Here is a 20,900-nt window from a genome sequence, read left to right as displayed (position 1 = left end):
TCAAAAAGCCGCTCTGCGCAAAAATGGTTACGTCAAGCATAAGGAGCAAGCAATGCCAAGAATAACAAAGACTGAGGCGCGCAAGTATATCGCGCTGATCCTGGCAACGAAATCAGACGGGAAGTTTGTTTCCTATGCCTGGGGAGACCTCGTAAACAAGAACCCGAAGACAGGAAAGCCGGAACAGACCGGGATATTCGTCGTCAGTAAAAGGAACGGCGCTGGAGTAAAAGGCAAAGCGGGCAGGCTCAATTTTGCGGATGGAGACAAGCTCGAATTAAAGGGTGTTGGCGCGTGCAGACTTGAAGGCAACGTTCTCCTGATCGCCGGCTTCAACGGACAAAACCCGAAAGGCCCGCCCGCCAGGATAGCGAAACGCGTCAAAAGCTTCTTCGAGAGGCTAGCGATCAAGTCCTGGGGCTTTACCCGGATCGTCGAAACAGACGATGTGACGATAGACGAAAGCGAGTTTCTCGACACTTTCGCTGATGAACCGGACATCTCCGTGAATGATGAGGAGCTTGACCGAGCACTTGAAGCGATTGCGGCCGAATACGGCGAGGGCCTCGAAGTCGAAGAGGAATACGACCAGGAAACGACGCTTAGTGAACGGCCGGCGAGCGCGCAAACCCAACCAGGGAGCGAAGAAGAATCCGACGGTGAAACTGCGGTCGAAGACGCGGGTTCGAACTACGAGTCGGACTCGGAGGATGAGACGGAGATTGGTGGCCTCGATCCAGCAATGGATGCGAATATCACGCAAAAGCTGGGAGGCATCGTGTCGACCCTGTTGAACGTCGCGCAATCCATCGGTCTGCCAATGAGCGGAAAACATGCCGATATCGTGGCCAAACTCTTCTCCTGGCTGGAGCGTATCCTCCTCGCCCTGCCTCCGGAGAAAAGACAGGCGGCGGCAGACAACTGGCTGGCGCGGCTGCAATTGGCAATCAACAGCAGCACGCAGTCCATGCGCGACGCCTCGATGGTTGCGCCGAAGCAGAAAGACCCTGCCGCTGGCAAACAGGATGCGGGCAAGGAAGCACGATCCGAGACGGATGAAGAGGCGAAATCGGACGAGGGCGGCAGCGACGACATCATTGCCGGCGTAACTCTCGAGGACATTACTACGGACGAGCCGAGTGAGGACGAAGTGGTCGGCGTGGTCTTCGACAAGGGCGTCGCAGCACTTCACGCCCTGAACGAAGCGCGTAGACAAGCAAACCTGCCTGACTATAACGTCTCCGCCGCAACGAAAGACAAGCTCCACCAGATGGTCAAAGGCGCCTTGGCCAGGGGTAACAGCGCCGCCGATGCGATCGCCCGCCTCTTTGCAACGCTCGACAAGGCGTTCCAGGACCCCGACATCCTGCTGCGATACTTTGACGTGCCGATTGTTGGTCCAGAACAAGCTGCTGCGGCTGCACCGGGCCTCGACCAATCCCACATCGCCCAGTTGTTAGCCGGGTGGCAGGCTGCGCATGCCAAAGCCTACGCCATGGTGGAGGACTTGAAGCTGGAGGTGGCGAACCGCCTAAGAGCTAACAGTCCAGATGGCAAATTGTGGACCGTGGAGAACCTGGGCGGGAGTTGGGACCGCGTCGACGCGATCTTCAAGTTTGTGGAAGAAGAAGAAATATCGCGCGAGTTGAGCGCAGTGGCGAGCGCATCCGAAAAAGACGGGGCGACTGCGGTTCTGCAGGACACTGTCGAGCGCTATATCGGATTCCTGACGGGCCACGCGATTGTCGAGGCAATCGACAACAACCCGTTCGCGACGGGACAGAGTGTCGGTCCGACGCTGCTCAGCAACCTTAATCTGATCAGGCAACAGCTCAAACAGCAGGCGCAGAACGCGGCATGATGGCAGCATTTGCGTGGATCTCATTCTCGTGGCGCCCGGCCTCTGGTGCCACGTCGGTTGGGCAAATGATCGAACTGGCAACGAACCCGCTACGCGTAAGATGGAAAATTTCTCGTCGAAAATCGGCCGATACGAATTGAACGGCATGATCGGCAGCGGAGCAATGGGCGCCCTTTATCGCGGCCTCGATCCTGTCATCGGCAGGCAGGTCGCCGTCAAGGTCATCAGAACCGATCTGCTGGATACTAATCAGCAAGAGGAGTACCGTACGCGCTTCGATCAGGAAGTGCGCGCCGCAGGACGTTGCATACATCCTGGCATCGTCACCATCTTCGACTACGGCGAATGGCGCGGTAATCCCTTTATCGTGATGGAATATGTGGAGGGCAGGCCCCTCCAGCAGATGTTGGCAAACGGTAACCTTCCCGTCGACCAATCCGTCCGGTTGGTGGAAAAACTCCTCGATGCCTTGGGTCATGCCCATGCGCAGGGGGTGGTTCATCGCGACATCAAGCCTAGCAATGTCATCCTGACCGGTGAGGATCATCTCAAGATCACGGATTTCGGCGTCGCGCTCATCGACACGAGTTCGATGACTGTCGCGGGTGCGCTCCTTGGAACCCCTCAATATATGGCTCCCGAACAGGCGAGGGGCGAGCGCGTGGATCATCGCGCCGATCTGTTTTCCGTCGGCGTCATTCTCTTTCGCATGCTGACGGGGCGCTCTCCCTACGGCGACGACGGGCTTGCTGCGGTTTTGACGCGCGTCGCCGCCGACGATCCCGTCGACGTTGCGGCAGTGGATGTTATTTCGCCGATGCTGGCCTGCGTCGTCGCTCTCGCCCTCCAAAAGGACGCTTCGGCTCGATTTCAATCCGCCCCGGAATTCTCACACGCGCTAAGGGCGGCCCTGTCGCCGGAGTTGAACCTGTCGGGCCATGCAGCAGAGGCACTGAAGGCAAAAACGGCCGAGCGTGGCGCGAGAACATCCGCCGCGTCAAGGCAAGCCATCAAGCGCGCATTTCTCGGCCGGGTGCGACCGCTTCTTCTGTCGGCGATCGGACCGATCGCGGACCATGTGATTACGCAAATCGATAGGACCTGTCTGGCCGAACAGGACGTCATCGCGGCTCTCGGCTTGCATTTCGGCGGCAGACAGGAGGAACCTGCGTTCAGGGCCCTGGCAGCAGCCGAGGAACGCTGGGACCAACCTTGCGCTTCCTCTCCGGCGACCTGTGGCACACGCGATCCCGATGCCCGACCACTCGCCCTGTCTCCTCAATTCGCTAAGCTGGTCCAAGATCTGCTGGCCTCCTTCATTGGTCCGATATCCGGGATTGTCATGCGCCAAAGCCTCTTCGTCGTAAGCGGCTCGCAGGAATTGTCAGACCGCCTTGCAATGCATATCCGCGCGACAGACGAACGATCGCTTTTTCAGGCACATCTTCGCAAGCTGATGATCGAGCACGGATTGACGACAGAGGCCGCCACTGAGGCGCGCTCCCAAAACAATATCGATAGGTGATCGATGTCCTTTCGCATAGCCCTCTTATTGTTGAGCGGGTCAGTACTGCTCGCGCCTGCGCCGGCGCTGGCAGTTACTGACAAAGTGGCGCTGGTGATTGCCAATGGATCTTACGGGCAGGGCACGGCACGTGGTTGCAGTCGGCTCGGGCAGGACGTGGCGGACGCTCTTGAGGCCGATGCTTTTAAGGTCGAGGCGGTTGTCGACGGTTCCATCGCCATGATCCAGAGCTCAATCCTGCAATTTGCGCAGCAGCTAGAAGGCGCCCAAAAGGTTGCTATCGCCTACATTTGCAGTCAGGTCGCGACGAGAGACGGGCGGCTCTTCCTGGTCCCGGCCCATATTGGCATCCACGGATTTGAACGACCGCAGACGCAGGGTCTTGTCATCAAGTCAGTGATGAACGCACTGGACGGCAGGAATGGTGTGTTGCTCGCCGATCTGCTCACCACCAATGTCGCGGAAGCACGCGCTCTCGATGGCTGGACTTCGCCAGGCCGCACGCAGGTGGCATTGTCGTTGAGCGGGGACTTTTCTGGCGATATCGGCAAGAACGTCCTCGCTCATCTTGCCCGACCTGCCTCCGAGCGCACGTCCTTCCCGACATTTCTGGCGGACATGAAGGAAAGAAGCGACGAGATGACCAGCGTTTTTGCCTTGACCGAGGCGAAGCCCGCGCCGCAGCTCTTTGGCCCCGTGATGCCCCCGGCGAACGCAGCCACGCCCGTGCCGGAGACGCGACCGACCGAGATCGCTGAACCGCAAGCGGCGACGAAGGCAAAGCCGCAAAGCGGGCGCAAGAAACGAGCAAAAGGCCCGGGTACGAAGAAAAGACAGTCGGATGTTCCTCTATTTTTTGGACTGTTCGGCAACGAGCGGCGGAGCAAGAAATGAGCCTCAGAATGACATTCAACATGGTCATGACCACAGCAATGGCGATTGGTTTGGCGATGGCGTGGTTCATGACCGCACGCATCAGCGCACAGGAGGCCAAAGGTGCCGTCCTGGCGGAAGCCGTAGCTATCATGGAGGCCGCCGACGCCGTTCGGCACTATACGAGCTTACAGGTTCAACCGCTTCTCGAAACCCAGATGCATGCGCAGTTCCTGCCGCAGAGCGTGCCCTTCTTCGCGGTCCAGCAGACCATGGACAAATTGACGGAGCGATCTCCGGGATATCTATTTCGAATGCCGACGACCAATCCAACCAATCCGGCCGACCGCCCGGCTGATTGGGAGGCCAAGATCATCGAACAGTTGGCGTCAGACGCGAAGCTGAAGGAAATGGTCGTGGAGCGCAGTGAGGCCGGCCGCGATCTCCTGTCCTATGCACAGCCGATCAGGGTGGAAAGCGAGACATGCCTTGTGTGTCACTCGACGCCGCAGACAGCACCTGCCACCCTGATCGACATATACGGTCCTGCCAACGGTTTCGGCTGGAAGGTCGGCGATACGATCGGGGCGAAGATCGTCTCGGTCTCGCAGGAGGTCCCACGCGCCCGCGCTCGCAAAAGTCTCGTCGAAATCATGATGGGACTGTCGGGTGTTTTTGCCGTCATGCTCCTTGTCCTCAACGTGCTCTTGCACTTTTCGATCATCCGACCTGTCCGGCGGCTTTCGCAGCTGGCTGACGAGGTGAGCCTGGGGAACATGGCGGTTCCGGAATTTCCAGCATCTCCCAGTGGCGAAATCGGCTCGCTGGCCCTGTCCTTCAACCGCATGCGGCGCAGCCTTGTCACCGCGATGGGAATGCTCGGAGATTGACAGCAAGCGCAGAGGCAATGTTTGGGGGCGCAATCTACGACGATTGCATCTCGTCACACTGCGCGATGACTTCGACGGCTTTGCCCTGCGGGTTTTGGCCAAAAGTACGAAGGACGCGGCACAGGCTCGGCGTCTTCTTGCCCTTGCCGAAATCTATGACGGCCATTCACGCAGCGATGCGGCCAGGATCGGTGGCGTGACCCTGCAGATTGTTCGCGATTGGGTTGTTCGCTTCAATGCACGTGGTCCGTCAGGGCTCATCAATGGCAAAGCGCCTGGCAATCAAGGAAAGCTTTCCGACGTGCATCGTCAGGCTCTGGCAAAGATCGTCGAAAGTGGCCCGATACCAGCGGTGCATGGCGTTGTTCGCTGGCGGCACAAGGATCTTGTTCAATGGCTTTTCCAGCAGTACCGGATATCCATCGATGAAACGACTATTGGCCGCGAATTGAAGGCGCTCGGCTTTGCAAAGCTGTCTGCTCGCCCGCGCCATTATGCCCAGAACGAAGGCGACCTGGAAAGTTTTAAAAAAACTTCCCCGCCACGTTGGCAGCCATCAAAAGCAGGCTCCCCAAGAACGTCGAGATCGAGCTCTGGTGGGCCGACGAAGCTCGGATAGGGCAGAAGAACAAGATCACCCGGCGATGGGCACGCAAGGGGATAAGGCCTTCGGCACCACTCGATCAACGCACGATGTGGACGTACATCTTCGGAGCCATCTGCCCCAAGAAGGGCAAGGGTGCGGGCCTTGTTCTTCCCTACTGCGACACCGACGCCATGAACCAGCATTTGCTCGAAATCAGCCAGGCTGTCGATGAGGGTGCTCATGCCGTGCTGATCGTTGATCAGGCTGGATGGCACGTCACGCCCAAACTCAACGTCCCCGACAACATCACTTTGCTATTCCTGCCGCCGCGCTCGCCCGAATTAAACCCCGTGGAGAACGTGTGGCAATTTATGCGCGATAACTGGCTGTCCAACCGGATCTTCAAAGACTACGAGGACATCGTCGCCCATTGCTGTGACGCATGGAACAAGCTGGTCGCGCAGCCTTGGAAAATCATGTCGATCGGAATGCGCGATTGGGCGCACCGGTCTTGATTAGCGCTCGTTGGTATAAGGCACTCGCAATTGCGATTCCCGGTTTACGCATCTTGAATTGCACGATTGCGGTAATCGCTCATTTCGCGCAGCCAAAGCCGGTTCGTTCCACCGATGAATTCTGGAGCTACGGGGCCTTCGCGGCAGCGGCCGCGATCTCCGCACGAATGTGGCGGTGATGTTGATCCCGATGGCAGCGTTCATGCCAGATAAGCGACACAGACAACGGCTCGGGTTGAAAATCCTCCGGCAATTCCACGACAACAAGGGATTCGTTGGCGATTGCCTGGGCTGTCTGACGTGGAAGCAATAAGGCGAGCTCTGTCTGCTCCAACATGACCGGCGCCATCGTCAGGTTGGGAATGACCAAAGGGTCTTGCTGCGGGGACTTCAAGCGGATTGGCGCGTCACTTATGCCGGCCATATCTTGCTCGTCCCCGCATGCGATCGCGGCATGGCGCAGCTCAAGGATGGCTTTGGTCGTCCATGCTCTGTCCAGCACGGGATGCCCGCGCCTTAACAAGCAGACCAGCCGGTCCGAATAGAGCATGCGCGAATAGAATCCGGATCGGGTCTCGTTCATCTGGCCAATGGCGAGGTCGATTGTACCTTCCTCCAGTTCGCGCATAGCCTGAGATAGATCGGTCCGCAGAATGACATCCAGAGACGGTTGACGCCTCACCAGCGGTGGCAGCAGGCGCGGCAGCAGAGCGACCGACTGAAATTCCGACATTGCTATCTTGAGCTCGCAACGTCCATCGTCGATACCCAGGCTGCGCGCCGATATCAACTGGCGGATAAGCCCGAGTGCCTCCGGCAATCGTTCGAGCAACTGTTCGGCGCGCCGTGTCCGGGTGAGACCGCGGGGAGTGCGCACCAGAAGCTCGTCACTGAATAGCGCCCGCAGGCGTGAGAGCGCCCGGCTCATCGCCGGCTGGCTCAGGCCTACACGCCGGCCCGCGTGCGTGACGTTGCGATAGTGCAGTAGGGCCTCGAGCGCGACGAGGAGATTGAGGTCGACGGAGGCAAGGTTGACATCGGCACCGCCCGACGCCACACGGAACGTCTCGTCGTGCGGCTCCCCGCCGTGAAGGTCGAAAGCTGCCGGCCCGTCCGAACGTTCACGATCTTTAAATCCTGCGGTTGAGAACATGATCCCCTCAAGTCGTTGATGCGCATGGCATCACGACTAGAGACAGTCCGATCGATAAGAATTTCAGCATCGTGGAAAAGGTTACAGACGTAAGATTGTGCGAAGCACATCTACTCGCTGCCTTGACCGCCTTCGCTGCCCTCGTCACCAGCGAGCGCCTCACCAACGAGTTCCATGATGTTTGGCGTGGCTGGATATAGGTCGCGAACGACCTGAATGAGTTCGGGGCTCGGCCTCGGCACTGGGGGAAGCGTTGAGGTGACCTTCCCCCCCGTCGACAATAGGCCAACATTCTGTCCAATGGCGAACACCCCGTCCTCGTTAATCACGACCGCTTGCTTTCCCTTGGGCGTGGAAACAATGAAGGAGATACTCTCGGGCGTGGCGATGATCTTGCTGCCGGATATCTGTCCCGACACATCAAATAGCGTGTCATCGACGCCCTTGTCCCAAGGAGCCTCCTTGGCCAGGTTCACAGCGAACTCTTCAACAGTATTAATCTCGCAGGTTTCACCCGATTCCAGCATCAAGTTTTTCTGCGACCTCAAGTATGTCTCCTCTCGGCCGGGATCGTCATCGAAGCTGAGTTCGTTGTATTGGCTCGAAGCGCCCCCAATCGTGCGCGTCCGGATCGTGGTCTTGTTAGCGTTCTTCGGCAGTTCTTCGGCGGGCATGTTCGTCGCATTGTAAACGAGGCCGATGACCAGCGGCTGGTCCGGATCGCCATTGAGAAATTCAACGACCACTTCCTGACCGATGCGGGGAACGGCGATCGCACCAAAGTTCTTCCCTGCCATGCTGTGCGACACACGGATCCAGCATGAACTGTTCTCGTCCTTGCAGCCTCTCCGATCCCACTGGAACTGGACCTTGATGCGCCCATACTTGTCCGTCGTCATCACCTCGTCGGCTAGGCCAACCACCACGGCTGTCTGGGGGCCGCTGATCCGGGGCGGCGGTGTGCGGCGTGGCGGTCTGTATTGCGTGGTTGCTGGCACGGCGGTCACCGCACAACGATAGAGGCGCTTTTCGTCGTCTTCTGACGAAAGGCTCGGCATCGACAGCCGCGCCCTGCCATCGGCATGGCGTCTTGGCGTGAGGACGGACCTTTCGCTGACGCCATCTTCTCCCTCGCCGGTGATTTCGATTTCGGCGCGAAGAGCCAGCCATTTGTCATCGGGATTCGGCGCGATCGTGGTATTTGCGATCTCGAACGGGTTTGATGCAGTAAACGTGTCGCCAACGCACAGCTGCCTGACATCGCCGATGATTTCGACCCTGTAGGTGTTCGCGGCGATTTCTTCTGACCTGATGCGCGCGTAGAACTCTCCGGTCGCCCTGTCGAGGTACTTTCCCGGGTAGAAAAAAAGCTCGCGCTGGCTCCCGTCCTGGCCCGCAAGCGTTGTCGCAACCGTCGTGGCGGACTGGCCGCGTTCGCGCGGCGAAATGGCGAGCTTTTCAGCCACGGTCGGCATTTTTCCAGTGCGGGCGGAGGGAACGGGGGAGATCGATGTCAGGTCGACGTTGGGTAGTTCGAAATTGTAGTCCCCGAGAACCACCTGAGCCGCCTGAAACGAGACTGACTCTCGCCAGTGCCAGAAACAGTCGTCGCGCGCCCTCAGCCGTGCCAGCGAAAGATTGGTCTCGATCGCATTCGGTTGGCAAGGCGTGTGTCCGGCGATGCCGTCAACAAGAACCATTTCATGCTTGTTCTTGGCGTGCCTGAAATAATAATAGATCCCGTCGCTCTCAAGCAGGCGATTGACGAAGGCGAGGTCCGTCTCGTCGTATTGAACGCAAAAACTGCGCGTCGGGACAGGGGTCGTGGTGTGGTCCTGGAAAAGGCATTTCGGATGCTCGCCAAGGATTTTCTTAACGATATCAAGGCTCGTCATATCCCGGAAAATCCGCGAATCGCGGCGAAATTCAAGCGTTGCCAACCACGGCACCACATCGGCGACATAGATCGGCCGACGCCCGTCGTCGAGACCGGCATAGGCAAAGTGGCGCACCATGCCGTTGAAATAGCGGACCCGCTTGTCCGCAAGCTTCAGTGCGATCGTCATTGGCTCGCCGACGATCCTGGCAAAGTTGCGTATACGGCGCCGGGAAATGAGCGAAACTTCAAAGTGGAACGGTTGAGACAATTCTTCTATGCCCCGCGCCGCTAGAAGCGTGACGTCTTCAAGATCGAAGGCCGCAGATATGACTGCGGCGTTACGATTTTGCGGCAAGAGGTCATCGATGGCAGGCGCGGCGGTGCTTGCGGCACGCTCTCCTGGTTCAGTCATTGATAGGCTCCTGTCGTCGGGTCAGCGTCAACCGCAATATTGGGTTTATCGGTTCGCGTTCCTCAAATGTAATTTTGATATGCCGACATGCGACCGGCATGTGTTTCGACGCCACCTGGCCCGGCCTGCGTCACGACAAGATTCCTGCTGGAATGTCTCGAAGCGGAGCGGGCGGCTGGAATTTGTACGAGAATTCGTCTCCCTCAAGATCGAGATGAACCGCACCGAACGATCGTCCTTCCAGCTGTTCGGCAAAGATGCGCTGGCTGATTGTCGGCAGGACCGCCTCCGTCAGCAGAGCATCGATTCCCCGGCCGCCGCTTTCGGAATGTCGCAGCCTTTCGGTGAGCGAAGGAATGACGGCGTCGCCGTATGTGAACGGCACGCCATGTGCCTGCGACAGTCTGGCAGCAAGAGCCTCGAACTGATGACTGATGATCCGCGCCAGCATCGTGTCGGAGAGTGGGTAATAGGGCAGAACGATCATCCGGCCCTGGAAGGCCTTTGCGAAGACATCGCCCAAGGGGCGGCGGATCGCCATTTCCAACTGCTTCGGTGATGGCAAGGTTTTTGTCTGTGCCACGAGCGCGCAGATCTCCTCCGAACCGAGATTCGAGGTCATGAGGATGAGGGTGTTGCGAAAGTCGATGAGACGCCCTTCGCCATCCTCCATTAGGCCCTTGTCGAAGACTTGATAGAAAAGCTCGTGCACGTCCGGGTGCGCCTTTTCGAACTCATCGAGCAGCACCACGGCGTTTGGCCGCCTTCGAACTGCCTCCGTGAGCCGGCCTCCCTGGCCGTAGCCGACATATCCCGGAGGCGCGCCTTTCAGCAGGGAGACGGTGTGGGCTTCCTGGAATTCGCTCATGTTGATCGTGATAAGGGCCGCCGCGCTGCCCTGTAGGCTCTCGGCGAGCGCGTGGGCAGTTTCTGTCTTTCCTACCCCTGAGGGACCGCACAAAAGAAAAACTCCGATCGGTCGGTCGGGGTTGGCGAGCCCGGCGCGGCTCGTTTGTATGTGCCGGCTGATTGCCTCCAGAGCATGGTCCTGACCGATAACCCTGCGCCCAAGAGTGTCCGCGAGCGACAGGAGTGTCGCGGCCTCGTTGTTGAGCAATTGACCGAGCGGGATTCCAGTCCATTCCTGGATGATGCGGCCGACAATATCGGGCGTCACGCGCTCTTCTACGAGGCGCGTTTCGCCGGAAATTTCCGAGAACCGATGCGACAGATGGTGTAAATGATCGTCGACCGCCGCAATGCTCGCGGATGCCTGGTCCTGTCTGCTGCGCCGCTCGCGCCGCGCCTTCCTCATCTCCTCGACAAGCGACAATTCTGTCTGCCATCTTCCCGCGAGGTTCTCTTCTGTCGCACGCAAGCCGGCAAGGCGGTCTTTCGCACCGGCCCGCCGCTCTCTCACGTCCTCACCGTCCCCGGCCATCCGCTCGAGGGCCTGGAGTTCTAGTTCACAGCCAATGATGGCTTGCCGCACAGCCGACAGTTCGACCGGCGGACTGTGGCGTCCGATCGACACGCGACTGCAACACGTGTCAAGAAGGCTGACGGCCTTGTCTGGTAGTTGCCGCCCGGGAATATAGCGATGCGACAGGCGTACGGCGGCAATGACCGCCTCGTCGGTGACCTCGACGCCGTGATGGCGTTCGAGGACGGACGCGGTGCCGCGGATCATGGTGATCGCCTGCTCCTCGGATGGTTCGTTGACGGGAACAGCCTGAAACCGTCTCGTCAGGGCAGGGTCCTTCTCGATATATCGCTTGTATTCGCTCCAAGTCGTGGCGCCGATCGTGCGCAGGTTGCCGCGAGCGAGCGCTGGCTTCAACAGGTTGGCCGCATCGCCCGTGCCCTCCTGGCCGCCCGCGCCAATGAGACTATGGACCTCGTCGATGAACAGGATGACTTGCCGTCCCGGGGCCTGCACTTCGTCCATCACCTGACGCAGGCGATTTTCAAACTCACCCCTCGCGCCGGCACCGGCTTGCAGGAGCCCGAGGTCGAGTGCCTGAATTTCGACATCGCGTAAGCTCGGGGGAACATTGCCGGCGACGATGGCGCAGGCGAGCCCTTCAACGACTGCGGTTTTTCCCACGCCCGCCTCGCCTGTCAGGATGGGATTATTCTGTCTGCGACGCATCAGAACGTCGATGATCATGCGGACTTCCGCGTCGCGCCCAAGGATGGGATCAATCTCTCCGGCCCGAGCCTGTGCGGTGAGATCGGTCGCAAAGCGGCGCAACGCCGTGTCGGCCTCGACGGGTCTGCGAGCGAGAATCGGCGATGACTGCTCGCCCTTTGTCGCGGGGGCTTCTGGCGAGGCGGAGCGGATCTGTGCAAAGGCGGAGTTGGCCCATTCGGGGCTCAGTCGCGCAAATTCGGTTGAGGCGCTCGCGAGCGCGTTTCGAATGAGAATGCTGGAAAGGCAGGCGACCAACAGATGGCCCGACCGGATCTTGTTGCTTTCGAAGCCAACATTGGCGACAACCCAGCCCTCCTTGACCGCCTCGTCGATATGAAGAGCAAAGTCTGCAATCGCCGTTGCGCCACGCGGAAGCCTGTCCAGGCTCCGATCCAGATCCAAAACCAGGCGAGCTGGATCCACACCGGCAAGCTCTAGCATGCGAATAATGTCGGAATCGGCCCTCTCAAGCAGTTGGCGGAGCCAATGAGCCAATTCCACATAGGCATGGCCACGCATTTTGCAAAGCGCCGTGGCCGTCTGGAGTGTCTCATAGCAAAGCGGGTTCAAGCGCTCAAAAAGCGCCTGACGGCGTAAATGGATCATTGCTCGCTCCCTTTTGGCGCGCTCGAGGTTTTTTCTGGTTGTGTCGTACCATTCTTCGAAGGCGCAGCCACTCTGACTAGGTCTCGGGCATCAGAAGGGTCACGACGTTGTCCAATCCACGACGTCCAACCCAGTCGACTGTTCCCGCCAAGTCTCAACTGCGGGACGTCACGACGTTTAAGGACGAGATTATATTCGAATTCCAGCTCGTCGCCGATGTAGTTGCGCACGATTGCCACTAGCGCCTCTAGCGTTTTGTCGCCGGGCAGAAAGCGTTCATAGTCTGCGATCGATAATGGGCCAACGACGACACGAAACCGGTGGTGAAACACCCGTACGCGCGCGCCAACCGTTGCAGTTTTTCCGATGGTTCCAGTGCGCGGATCGCGCCCAAGCGTGAAAAGTGCCTTCTCTGGCAAACGCACCCAGTTCGCGACGAACTCTTGGATACTGATCGGCAGGTCGAGATAACCGGCAAGTATCGCCTGCAAGCCCTCCGCGTTGCGCGTATGCGAGGCCAGTCTGCCGGTGAAATGGAGCTTTACAAGGTCCGGCATATGGTCTCGCGCGCGCATAGCCGGAGCCCCCAGGCCAGCAAGCGAGGCGAGGTTCTGGGCAAAGATGTCGCTTACTTTGCGATCATAGCTGACGGTCGGCTCGCTTGTGGCCCATGCGCGATAGAAGAAGCTGAGCATCCGGTGATGGAACATGTCGGCAAAGCGCGCCAACGTTTCGTCGCGGGCGTTCTTGATGCGTGAAAACGCATATTCCGTCAGGTGCAGGGGAAGCGGGCCGTTCGGTCCAAACAGACCGAACGACAAGACGTCGATGCGTTCGCGTCCCGGGCCCTCAAGTGCCACGGGGCCTTGTCTGGGTTCGCTGATTGCGGCGATGGTCCGCGGAGCAAAGGCCATCGATGGCTGCTGGCCGAGCCTGACGGGATCTTGCGCAGGTCGTCGCGATTCCCCTAGCCGGGGATGCTCAGGTGTCATCGCCTCGACCCGGCGCAGCACCCGGAAGAGGTCGAATTCATGCGGTGCGAGCCGGATCGCATCGAAAAGCGCCTCGATCGGTGCCTTCATGCAAGCGGCCTCAGGCCCTTGGTCATATCCCAACGCATGATGGTTCCGCGTTGAGGCGTTTCCAGCACCGTTTCCGTAAAACTGTTGATGGAGACATACTTTGCAAAGAACGCGCTCAACGCCGCTGCCAGGGGAAAGCACCCGACGCCTTCGAAAGCTGTCTCGTCGAAGCAGAGCGTGATCTCGATGCCTCGGGCCAGTGACGCCAGCCCGCCGCCACGAAGGCGCTTGACGACCGGCTTCGACGACACGCTTCTGACGCCTTCGATCTGGCGGGCGACGGCCATGTCGCGCGTGGACGAGTACAGGCGAAGAAGCTCGCGCAGGCCCTCCGCGCCCGTACCGTCCGCGTGGTCGTTGATAGACAAGTAGTTGAGGGTCAGGTGATTGATAAGATTCCATGCGATGTCACCTTCGGCCGGCGACGGCTTTGGCGGACTGGGAGGGGTGATGCACTTGACGGTTTCGACGGGCGCGCCGATCTCCAAGCTGAAGTCGCTTTCAGCGGAACCAATCGGCATCATCAAAGGCAGGTCGCGATTGGAGCAAAGACATCTCAACTGCAATTGCCTTTCCACGTCCGGAAAGACTGCGGTGGTGTCGTCGGCAAGCGACACGAACACCTCGCTTCCGATGTAACCGGTGCGGTTTCCATGGATCTGCTGGCGCGCCGAGGGCAGCCGCCTCTCGCGCCTTGTCGTGTAATAGGCAGCGTCCCCACCACCGGCATGTTTTTGGGTGAGGCAGTAGAAGGGCAGATACTGTATCGCTTGCGAATGGACCTGTCCGATACTCTGGCCCTTGACAGAAAGAAGGCTGTGAAGTTCGAAGTCCATCGGACGGAGCTTGTCGATGACGACGTGATGCTCGCTATTGCGATCGCTGACATGAATGCGGTCGGCGCTGCGTTCGAAAAGATTGACGATCGGGGTTGCAAACAGGCCAACGTTAGATGGGCTGATGCTTCCCTCCAGTCGCGGGTCGACGACGCGCATCATGAAGACGAGCTCGATCTCATTTGTCGTGGATTGTGCGACCGCATCCGCCAAGCCGCCGATCTCAACGAACAGCATTCGTTCCGGTAGGGCAAAATATTCCTGCAACAGCCTGTAACCATCGAAGGAGCGCGGCACTACCGGCAGCAGAGCCTGGTCAGGGTCGAGCCCGTGCTGGCGAACAACCGGTTGGTCGTAGAATTCATGCCACGTCACCAGGGTGTTGGGTGGGCGCACAACCATGCCGCAGACATGCGCAAGCAGGTTCTCCGTTAAAGCGCCGCCAAGCCCCCCGGAGCCGGCCAGATGGACCACGAGGCTTTTGAGAGACAGGCGGTTGAACGGCATGCCATTGGTTGTCTTCAGCCGAAGCCGAAGGACTGCCTTCGCATCAGGACGCTGCGGCAGGCGTAAGGCGGCGACTTGGGCGGGGACCGAATAATATCCGAGAGCGCTGACCACTATTGGCCACAGATGGACATCCTGAGCGGTGCGGAACTGGCAATGGGTGGACGTCCCTGGCGCCAGGCCGCCCAGCAAGATCGTCCCGCGCGGGATAACATAGCCTTTTTCCATCCGCCCCGCATCTGCGTCCGGCCTGAACTGAGCGATGGCCATGGATGGGAGGGGCGCCAGAAAATGTGGATAGACCATTTCCAGCATATGCTGGGTAAAGTCTGGGAAACGGGCCTGGAGCTTGAGCTGAACGCGCGCCGCCAGAAAGGCAAACCCCTCCATCATGCGTTCTACCGTCGGGTCGGCCATGTCCCCGCTCTGCAGGCCCAGTCTGCCGGCAATTTTGGGAAAGATCTGCGAAAATTCCGAGCCCATCTCGCGCATGTAGGCGAGTTCGTCATTATAAAGGCGCAGCAGCCGGGGATCCATTATCGCTGGTCCCTTGTCAGATCCACCACCTTAACGCCGATGGAACGACGGTCGTGCTCGGTGCGCATCACCATGTGGAAGGGCTTGGGCGTTGCAGGGATGTCCGCCTCGATCCTGAAGTGCAACGAATCCGACGTGCTGTCTTCCAAAAAGGATACTTCCAGGCTGTCCTGAACGAAGCGGGGCTCGAAAATATGCAGCGCAAGCGAAATATGCGATCGCAACGCGTCGGGGTCGATTGATCCCAATTCCACCCCAACGCCGCAGTCAACGCCGTAATTGAGTGTGCTTGCGCGCACTTCCGGATAAGCGGTCAGATCGACGCTGCTTGCCAGCGGCGGCGTGTTGAGGAGCACTGAGAGATCGCCTACGACCGCCTGGCGCATTTGGGCGCGACCTGCATCTGCCTGTGCCAGCGGTTCCATTCCCGCTTCGAGCGTATCGTCGGTCAAACGTTGCAACAGGCTGCTATTGGTCCAGTGCCGCATCGATCAGATTTGCTTTGGGTCGGCCGCGCCGTCAATCGACTGGCGGACATTGTTCGTGTTGCTGATCTGGTTCCAGCCGTTTGCCGCTGCCTTCTTGATCGCGCCCGATGCATCCTGCTTGCCGTAGCAGACGTAGCATGTTGCAAATTTGAAGGTGACGGTTTCCTCCGGCGCCGGATCTCCGAAGCTCCACTCGACCTTTTCGACCACGAGCTGGTTGAAGCTCCAGACGAGATACAGATTCGAAGTCGCGTCTTCCTTTTTGCCGCCGGCTTTATAGATGTGCAGCTCGACGCCGTGGAAGTGGGCGCCTGATCCGCAGGCGACCAGCAGGTTGGGCGAGGCCGTGTCCACCTGCTTCTTGATGGTAAAAGCTTCAAACTCCGCCTTGCCCGATCCGGCGCCGCCGGTATGCTGCGTGATGTTCAGCTTGTTTTCGAGGGAGAAGCTCCATTCATCGGTCAAGGCAATGCCGTCTTCAATGAGCTTGGATTCTCCCTTGACCTTGATGCCGCCTTGTCCGCTCTCCCGCGAAAAGTATAATACAGCGTCGAATGCCATGAGTGTTGTTCCTCTGAGTCACGTTTATGGGTTTGTCAGGCGCTGGCGCGCAATGACGGCAGCTTTGAAACCAGCCGCAGGGAGACGGTTAGCCCTTCGAGCTGATAGTGCGGGCGTAGGTAGAATCGTGCCGTATAGTATCCGGGATTGTCGACGACCTCGTCGACGAATACTTCCGCCGCACTCAGCGGCATTCGGGCACGATCGTCAGTCGAAGCCATCTCAATCGACGGGTGAACATACTGGTTTATCCAGCGGTTAAGCCAATTCTCAACTTCATGTCTCTCCTTGAAAGTGCCGATCTTGTCGCGAACGATACATTTCAAGAAATGGGCAAAGCGACAGGTTGCGAAGACATAGGGCAGGCGTGCTGCGAGCTCGGCATTGGCAGTGGCGTCCGGATCCTCGTAGATGACCGCCTTATTGAGGGTCTGTGCGCCGATGAAGACGGCCATATCGGTGTTCTTGCGGTGCAGGAGCGGGAGCAGGCCGTTCTTGGAAAGTTCGGCTTCCCTTCGGTCGCTGATGGCGATCTCCGTTGGACATTTGAGATCGACGCCGCCATCATCGCTGGGGAAGGTGTGAGCGGGCAAGCCTTCTACAAGTCCGCCTGACTCGACGCCGCGGATGCGCGCCATCCAGCCGTGGAGCTTGAAGGAGCGGGCGATGTTAACCGCCATTGCGTAAGCGGCGTTGCACCAAAGATATTGGTCGGAATTGCGCGCCTCTACTGTTTCCTCGAAATCAAAATCGTCGACGGGATCATGCTTTGCGCCGTAGGGCAGGCGGCCGAGCGTTCTCGGCATCGTCAAGGAAACGTAGCGCGAGTCCTCGCTTTCGCGAAGCGAGCGCCAGGCGGCATATTCAGGCGTCTGGAAGATCTTGGTGATATCGCGCGGATTGGCGAGCTCCTGCCAGGATTCCATCTGCAGAAGATGGGGAGAGGCAGCGGAGATGAACGGTGCGTGTGCGGCCGCCGAGATGCGTGCGAGCGCGCCCAGCAACTCGATATCGGGCGGACTGTGATCGAAGTAGTAGTCGCCGACAAGGCACCCGTAGGGCTGGCCGCCGATCTGTCCGTATTCTTCTTCGTATATTTTTTTGAAAATCGGGCTCTGATCCCAAGCAATTCCTTTATACTTGCGAAAACTGCGACGCATCTCGGTCTTGGAGACGCTCATGACACGTATTTTCAGTGTCTCGTCGGTTTCAGTATTGTAGACGAGGTGATGGAGGCCGCGCCATGCAGATTCTAACGCCTGAAACTCCTCGTGGTGGATGACCTTGTTGATCTGATCGCTGAGCTTCCGGTCGATGGACGCTATGACGTTCTGGATTGCCGAAATCACGTCATTGTCGATCAGTAGGGTGGTTTCTAGCGCCTGTTCGGCCAACGTCTTGACGGCTTGGTCAATGATGGTGCGTGCCTGGTCAGAACGTGGCCTGAATTCCCGCTGCAAGAGCATGGAGAAGTCGTCAGGAGCCAAAGCCGGACTGTTGACGCCCGCGGCCGGCAGGCCTTCCTGATGTGTTGAAGCCGATACCGGCATTATTCGCCCCCCTGACCGGATTTACCGGTCTCTTCGATTGGATTTGCGCTTGTGACTCCAGATGCCCGCTGTGCGCCGAGCGTCTCCATCAGTTGACGGTCAGTAAGCATGCGCGCCAGGAGGGCTTCGGCACCGGCCTTTCCGTCCATGTATGTCAGCAGATTGGACAATTGCATACGCGCCTCCAGGAGCCGGGCCAGACTTGGGATCTTGCGTGCGACGGCAGCAGGCGAGAAATCCTCCATGCTGTCGAACGTGAGTTCCACGGGCAGGCTGCCTTCGCCCGTCAACGTGTTTTCGACCTGAAACGCGGCGCGCGGCGCAAGCGCCTTCATGCGCAGGTCGAAGTTGTCGATATCGATCTCGGACATTCGTCGTTCGCCCAGTGGAGGCTGTTCCTGCAGGCTCTTTCCCGCCAGATCCGACAAGACGCCAATGACGAACGGAAGCTCGACCTTCTTCTCCGCACCGTAGATTTCGACGTCATATTCGATCTGGACACGGGGCGCTCGATTGCGACCGATGAACTTCTGGCTGCTTGCTTTTCCCATAGCGTATCCTGTCCATTGATTTCGGAATTCTCGTCAGTCGTTCGCCTCAGCCGGCAGGCCAGCCAGCGCCCGAAACTCACCCGCCCCCTTGGGGGCCAGCTCGGCCAGCAACGACACAAAGTCCATCGTCACAATGCGCTTGACCCGCTCGAGCAGGGCAGGAACGGGGCTGGACGGCTCGTTGTGCCTGTACCAGCGGCAAATCCCTTCGAGCGATCGAATGACGTCGTTGCGATCGCGGATGTCAGGCGGTCCCGCGGCCGGCGCCGCTGCCTCCGTTGAATTCGGGTTGCCGCCGGCCGGGGGAAGAGGGCGATATTCATCGACAAGCTTGCGCATGGCGCCAAGCACATCGAGCAGCGGTTCGCAGTTCAATGCGATCACCGCGTCGACGTGGTTTCGGGTGCCGACATCGATCCGCATCGTTGCAGCAATGGCCGCCGACAGATCCCGGCTCAGAGCGGACGAAAAGGCTTCGTCGGAATCTTTGAACGCGGCTTCGATCGTGGCGATGTCCGCGATCGGGCTATCGGCACGCACCGAATCCGGTTTGTGGACCTCCAGCCAGTCACTGAGTGCGAAGCTGCCAAACGAGCGGGAATTGCTGAGCGAACAGGAGCGAAGGTCCGCCAGCAAGCCTTCGGGATCGCATAGGTCTGCAAGGGCATTGACCCGAACAATCGCGTCGTCCGGATCGTCGCCATCCGGGCGCGGGTGCAGACCAGTCCAGAAGTCCTCGACGTAGATTGCGAGGCCTTCAAGCGCAAGACGAAAAGCCTCGATGCCGCCGCGGTTGAGGCTCGAGCGTACCGCAAGAACTCCAACGCGCAGGTCTTTGGACCGTGCGCTCAGCTCCTGAATGAGGCCGTCGACCTTGTTCCAATCCGGGCCCTCCGATGCGACGACCGATCCGCCCAGCTCTGAACCGGGCTTGCCCTTTGCAGCAATTTCCAGCTCAAGAAAACTGAGGTCATAATCGAGCGCCTCGCCACAAGGGTCACCGCCATCGATCGGATCGGGATAATTATTAATCGGCAAGACCATCGAACATACCGCGCTGCTGCACTTAAAAAGCGTTCAAGCTGCACGAAGGATAGGTCTCGCGACGGCCGAATTGAAATGCATGTTTGATATGCGGACATGACGGTTTCGGAATTCTCTTGCCACGTCGGGAGGGAGCCCTTCACCGACAAAAACCACCTCCGTTTTTGGCAAGATGAAGATCTTCCGAGCCTGTGGATACGCAATCTGACGCAGATCGCGTTCGATAGGGCCGCGGCCCTTAGGGTCGATGAGCACATGGGTTAGGATGCCTCGGCCGGCACATGCAGCGACCGGCATGGAGTGTGAGTTTATTGATGTAGCCCGTTATCGACTTTAGACTGCGTCACCCGCTTGAGCGACGAACATGCGGCCCACCTGATCTGCTTTCGCCGGCAACGCTCGCGACACCCTGAGGGGTTCGACCGGAACCGCCTCTGGATGGCAGCCATATCAAATCCGCATGCGGTAGATGCCTTTAGTGCGGATAGGTTCACAAACTGGTCGCAGTATTCTGCAGCAATAATCAGGCGCTGACGACGCGAGCATCCAGGGGAGGCAGTGCGATGATACTGTTCGAATGGATTGAGCGAGTGTGCGGATGCGCATCGCCGTCGCGGCAGCGACAAGCTTTCGGTCTTTCTGAGTTGCAACCGTACGGCGGGTCGGAGATACGTGAGAACTGGGGTGTCAACGCAAATTGCTACGCCTATGCGATGAATGACCGGAAACCGGCAAACGCCATCGGAGGAGCCATCCCGGGCGGGGCGTCCGGGAACGTCGCTTCCCTGTCTGCAACCGGAGACTACCTAGATAAACTGGTTTCCGGCGCTATTGAGGATGGACTTCTCCACGTTGAGGGTTCCCCTGAATGCCCTCCAGACGATGTCTCTGGAACCTACTTGGTGGCGTTGATAGCCAGCGAGGTGGGCTTTCATTGGCTACGCAGGGAACCCGACCTGAAGCGCTGGTCGTGGAAGGATGGAAACAGCGGACAAGTTAGGCTGAACATCTTCAACGTGGCGGAGAAGCGGTTCGTCTATATCGATGACGCGAACCTGGCTGAGCTGCTTTCGAATGGGGGCAATTTTACTCCCTGGCTTTACAGCCAAATGCGGTTCTTGTCGTTTTTTCGAGTTCCCGCCTCCGGTATTTCTGTGGCCGGTGCACCCAACAATAGCCGAACACCGGCGGCCGACTAAACTGGGACCAGGTACAAGTGGGGCAAAGCGGTTTCTTCCCGCACCGGCCGA

16 protein-coding genes are annotated in these 20,900 nt (G+C 58.9%); 6 read left to right on the top strand and 10 right to left on the bottom strand.

Translation table 11 applies throughout. From position 1 onward, the window contains the following. Positions 1-52 precede the first annotated feature (52 nt). From ACK9YZ_RS31405 to ACK9YZ_RS31385, 5 genes are all read left to right on the top strand, one after another. Entirely contained in the window at positions 53-1,861 is a 1,809-nt protein-coding gene (locus ACK9YZ_RS31405; protein WP_416067388.1) for a hypothetical protein, read from the top strand. Positions 1,862-1,874: 13 nt separating this feature from the next. Further along, positions 1,875-3,386 (top strand): serine/threonine-protein kinase, encoded by a 1,512-nt coding sequence (locus ACK9YZ_RS31400; protein ID WP_416067387.1) that lies wholly within the window; start codon positions 1,875-1,877, stop codon positions 3,384-3,386. A 3-nt stretch (positions 3,387-3,389) separates the two neighbouring features. Then, positions 3,390-4,280: a hypothetical protein gene (locus ACK9YZ_RS31395; RefSeq protein ID WP_416067386.1), complete on the top strand. Its 891-nt coding sequence runs from the start codon at positions 3,390-3,392 to the stop codon at positions 4,278-4,280. Next, entirely contained in the window at positions 4,277-5,149 is an 873-nt protein-coding gene (locus ACK9YZ_RS31390) for a DUF3365 domain-containing protein (protein ID WP_416067385.1), read from the top strand. Before ACK9YZ_RS31395 ends, ACK9YZ_RS31390 begins: the two co-directional genes overlap by 4 nt. 43 nt (positions 5,150-5,192) lie before the next feature. Further along, positions 5,193-6,250 (top strand): IS630 family transposase gene (locus ACK9YZ_RS31385; RefSeq protein WP_416067384.1). Its coding sequence is split into 2 segments (ribosomal slippage): positions 5,193-5,676 and positions 5,676-6,250, totalling 1,059 coding nucleotides; the frame shifts between segments, so codons are not numbered across the junction. A 127-nt stretch (positions 6,251-6,377) separates the two neighbouring features. On the opposite strand, the gene ACK9YZ_RS31380 is transcribed toward ACK9YZ_RS31385, so the two are convergent. From ACK9YZ_RS31380 to tssA, 10 genes are all read right to left on the bottom strand, one after another. Then, entirely contained in the window at positions 6,378-7,403 is a 1,026-nt protein-coding gene (locus ACK9YZ_RS31380) for a LysR family transcriptional regulator (RefSeq protein WP_416067383.1), read from the bottom strand. A gap of 110 nt (positions 7,404-7,513) precedes the next feature. Further along, positions 7,514-9,694: a type VI secretion system Vgr family protein gene (locus ACK9YZ_RS31375; RefSeq protein WP_416067382.1), complete on the bottom strand. Its 2,181-nt coding sequence runs from the start codon at positions 9,692-9,694 to the stop codon at positions 7,514-7,516. A 130-nt stretch (positions 9,695-9,824) separates the two neighbouring features. Further along, the gene (gene tssH, locus ACK9YZ_RS31370) at positions 9,825-12,494 is read right to left on the bottom strand and encodes a type VI secretion system ATPase TssH (protein ID WP_416067381.1); all 2,670 of its coding nucleotides are present in this window, start codon (positions 12,492-12,494) and stop codon (positions 9,825-9,827) included. Then, positions 12,491-13,576 (bottom strand): type VI secretion system baseplate subunit TssG, encoded by a 1,086-nt coding sequence (tssG, locus tag ACK9YZ_RS31365; RefSeq protein WP_416067380.1) that lies wholly within the window; start codon positions 13,574-13,576, stop codon positions 12,491-12,493. Before tssG ends, tssH begins: the two co-directional genes overlap by 4 nt. Further along, entirely contained in the window at positions 13,573-15,456 is a 1,884-nt protein-coding gene (tssF, locus tag ACK9YZ_RS31360; protein WP_416067379.1) for a type VI secretion system baseplate subunit TssF, read from the bottom strand. The genes tssG and tssF overlap by 4 nt, the downstream gene beginning before the upstream one ends. After that, positions 15,456-15,944, bottom strand: coding sequence for a type VI secretion system baseplate subunit TssE (locus ACK9YZ_RS31355; protein WP_416067378.1), 489 nt, complete (start codon positions 15,942-15,944; stop codon positions 15,456-15,458). The genes tssF and ACK9YZ_RS31355 overlap by 1 nt, the downstream gene beginning before the upstream one ends. Before the next feature lie 3 nt (positions 15,945-15,947). Beyond that, entirely contained in the window at positions 15,948-16,505 is a 558-nt protein-coding gene (locus tag ACK9YZ_RS31350; RefSeq protein ID WP_416067377.1) for a type VI secretion system tube protein Hcp, read from the bottom strand. 35 nt (positions 16,506-16,540) lie between these two features. Further along, complete coding sequence (gene tssC, locus ACK9YZ_RS31345) at positions 16,541-17,971, bottom strand: type VI secretion system contractile sheath large subunit (protein ID WP_416068472.1); 1,431 nt, start codon at positions 17,969-17,971, stop codon at positions 16,541-16,543. An 83-nt stretch (positions 17,972-18,054) separates the two neighbouring features. Beyond that, on the bottom strand, positions 18,055-18,606 hold the full coding sequence (gene tssB, locus ACK9YZ_RS31340) for a type VI secretion system contractile sheath small subunit (protein WP_416067376.1): 552 nt from the start codon (positions 18,604-18,606) through the stop codon (positions 18,055-18,057). A gap of 33 nt (positions 18,607-18,639) precedes the next feature. Then, positions 18,640-19,650, bottom strand: coding sequence for a type VI secretion system protein TssA (gene tssA / locus ACK9YZ_RS31335; RefSeq protein WP_416067375.1), 1,011 nt, complete (start codon positions 19,648-19,650; stop codon positions 18,640-18,642). Between the two features lie 563 nt (positions 19,651-20,213). Between tssA and ACK9YZ_RS31330 the strand changes: the two genes are divergently transcribed. Further along, on the top strand, positions 20,214-20,849 hold the full coding sequence (locus ACK9YZ_RS31330; protein WP_416067374.1) for a hypothetical protein: 636 nt from the start codon (positions 20,214-20,216) through the stop codon (positions 20,847-20,849). The last annotated feature ends 51 nt before the right edge of the window (positions 20,850-20,900 follow it).

The organism is Rhizobium sp. ZK1, from assembly GCF_047782645.1.
GTDB lineage: Bacteria > Pseudomonadota > Alphaproteobacteria > Rhizobiales > Rhizobiaceae > Rhizobium.
Note: the sequence above shows the minus strand (reverse complement) of the source record. Positions and strands in the feature narration are given on the sequence as shown.

What these genes read in the sequence shown, in the direction of transcription:
- ACK9YZ_RS31405 (WP_416067388.1), top strand. Translation starts at nt 53, where the DNA reads ATGCCAAGAATAACAAAGACTGAGGCGCGCAAGTATATCGCGCTGATC.
- ACK9YZ_RS31395 (WP_416067386.1), top strand. Translation starts at nt 3,390, where the DNA reads ATGTCCTTTCGCATAGCCCTCTTATTGTTGAGCGGGTCAGTACTGCTC.
- ACK9YZ_RS31390 (WP_416067385.1), top strand. Translation starts at nt 4,277, where the DNA reads ATGAGCCTCAGAATGACATTCAACATGGTCATGACCACAGCAATGGCG.
- ACK9YZ_RS31380 (WP_416067383.1), bottom strand. Translation starts at nt 7,403, where the DNA reads ATGTTCTCAACCGCAGGATTTAAAGATCGTGAACGTTCGGACGGGCCG.
- ACK9YZ_RS31375 (WP_416067382.1), bottom strand. Translation starts at nt 9,694, where the DNA reads ATGACTGAACCAGGAGAGCGTGCCGCAAGCACCGCCGCGCCTGCCATC.
- tssH (WP_416067381.1), bottom strand. Translation starts at nt 12,494, where the DNA reads ATGATCCATTTACGCCGTCAGGCGCTTTTTGAGCGCTTGAACCCGCTT.
- tssG (WP_416067380.1), bottom strand. Translation starts at nt 13,576, where the DNA reads ATGAAGGCACCGATCGAGGCGCTTTTCGATGCGATCCGGCTCGCACCG.
- tssF (WP_416067379.1), bottom strand. Translation starts at nt 15,456, where the DNA reads ATGGATCCCCGGCTGCTGCGCCTTTATAATGACGAACTCGCCTACATG.
- ACK9YZ_RS31355 (WP_416067378.1), bottom strand. Translation starts at nt 15,944, where the DNA reads ATGCGGCACTGGACCAATAGCAGCCTGTTGCAACGTTTGACCGACGAT.
- ACK9YZ_RS31350 (WP_416067377.1), bottom strand. Translation starts at nt 16,505, where the DNA reads ATGGCATTCGACGCTGTATTATACTTTTCGCGGGAGAGCGGACAAGGC.
- tssC (WP_416068472.1), bottom strand. Translation starts at nt 17,971, where the DNA reads ATGCTCTTGCAGCGGGAATTCAGGCCACGTTCTGACCAGGCACGCACC.
- tssB (WP_416067376.1), bottom strand. Translation starts at nt 18,606, where the DNA reads ATGGGAAAAGCAAGCAGCCAGAAGTTCATCGGTCGCAATCGAGCGCCC.
- tssA (WP_416067375.1), bottom strand. Translation starts at nt 19,650, where the DNA reads ATGGTCTTGCCGATTAATAATTATCCCGATCCGATCGATGGCGGTGAC.
- ACK9YZ_RS31330 (WP_416067374.1), top strand. Translation starts at nt 20,214, where the DNA reads ATGATACTGTTCGAATGGATTGAGCGAGTGTGCGGATGCGCATCGCCG.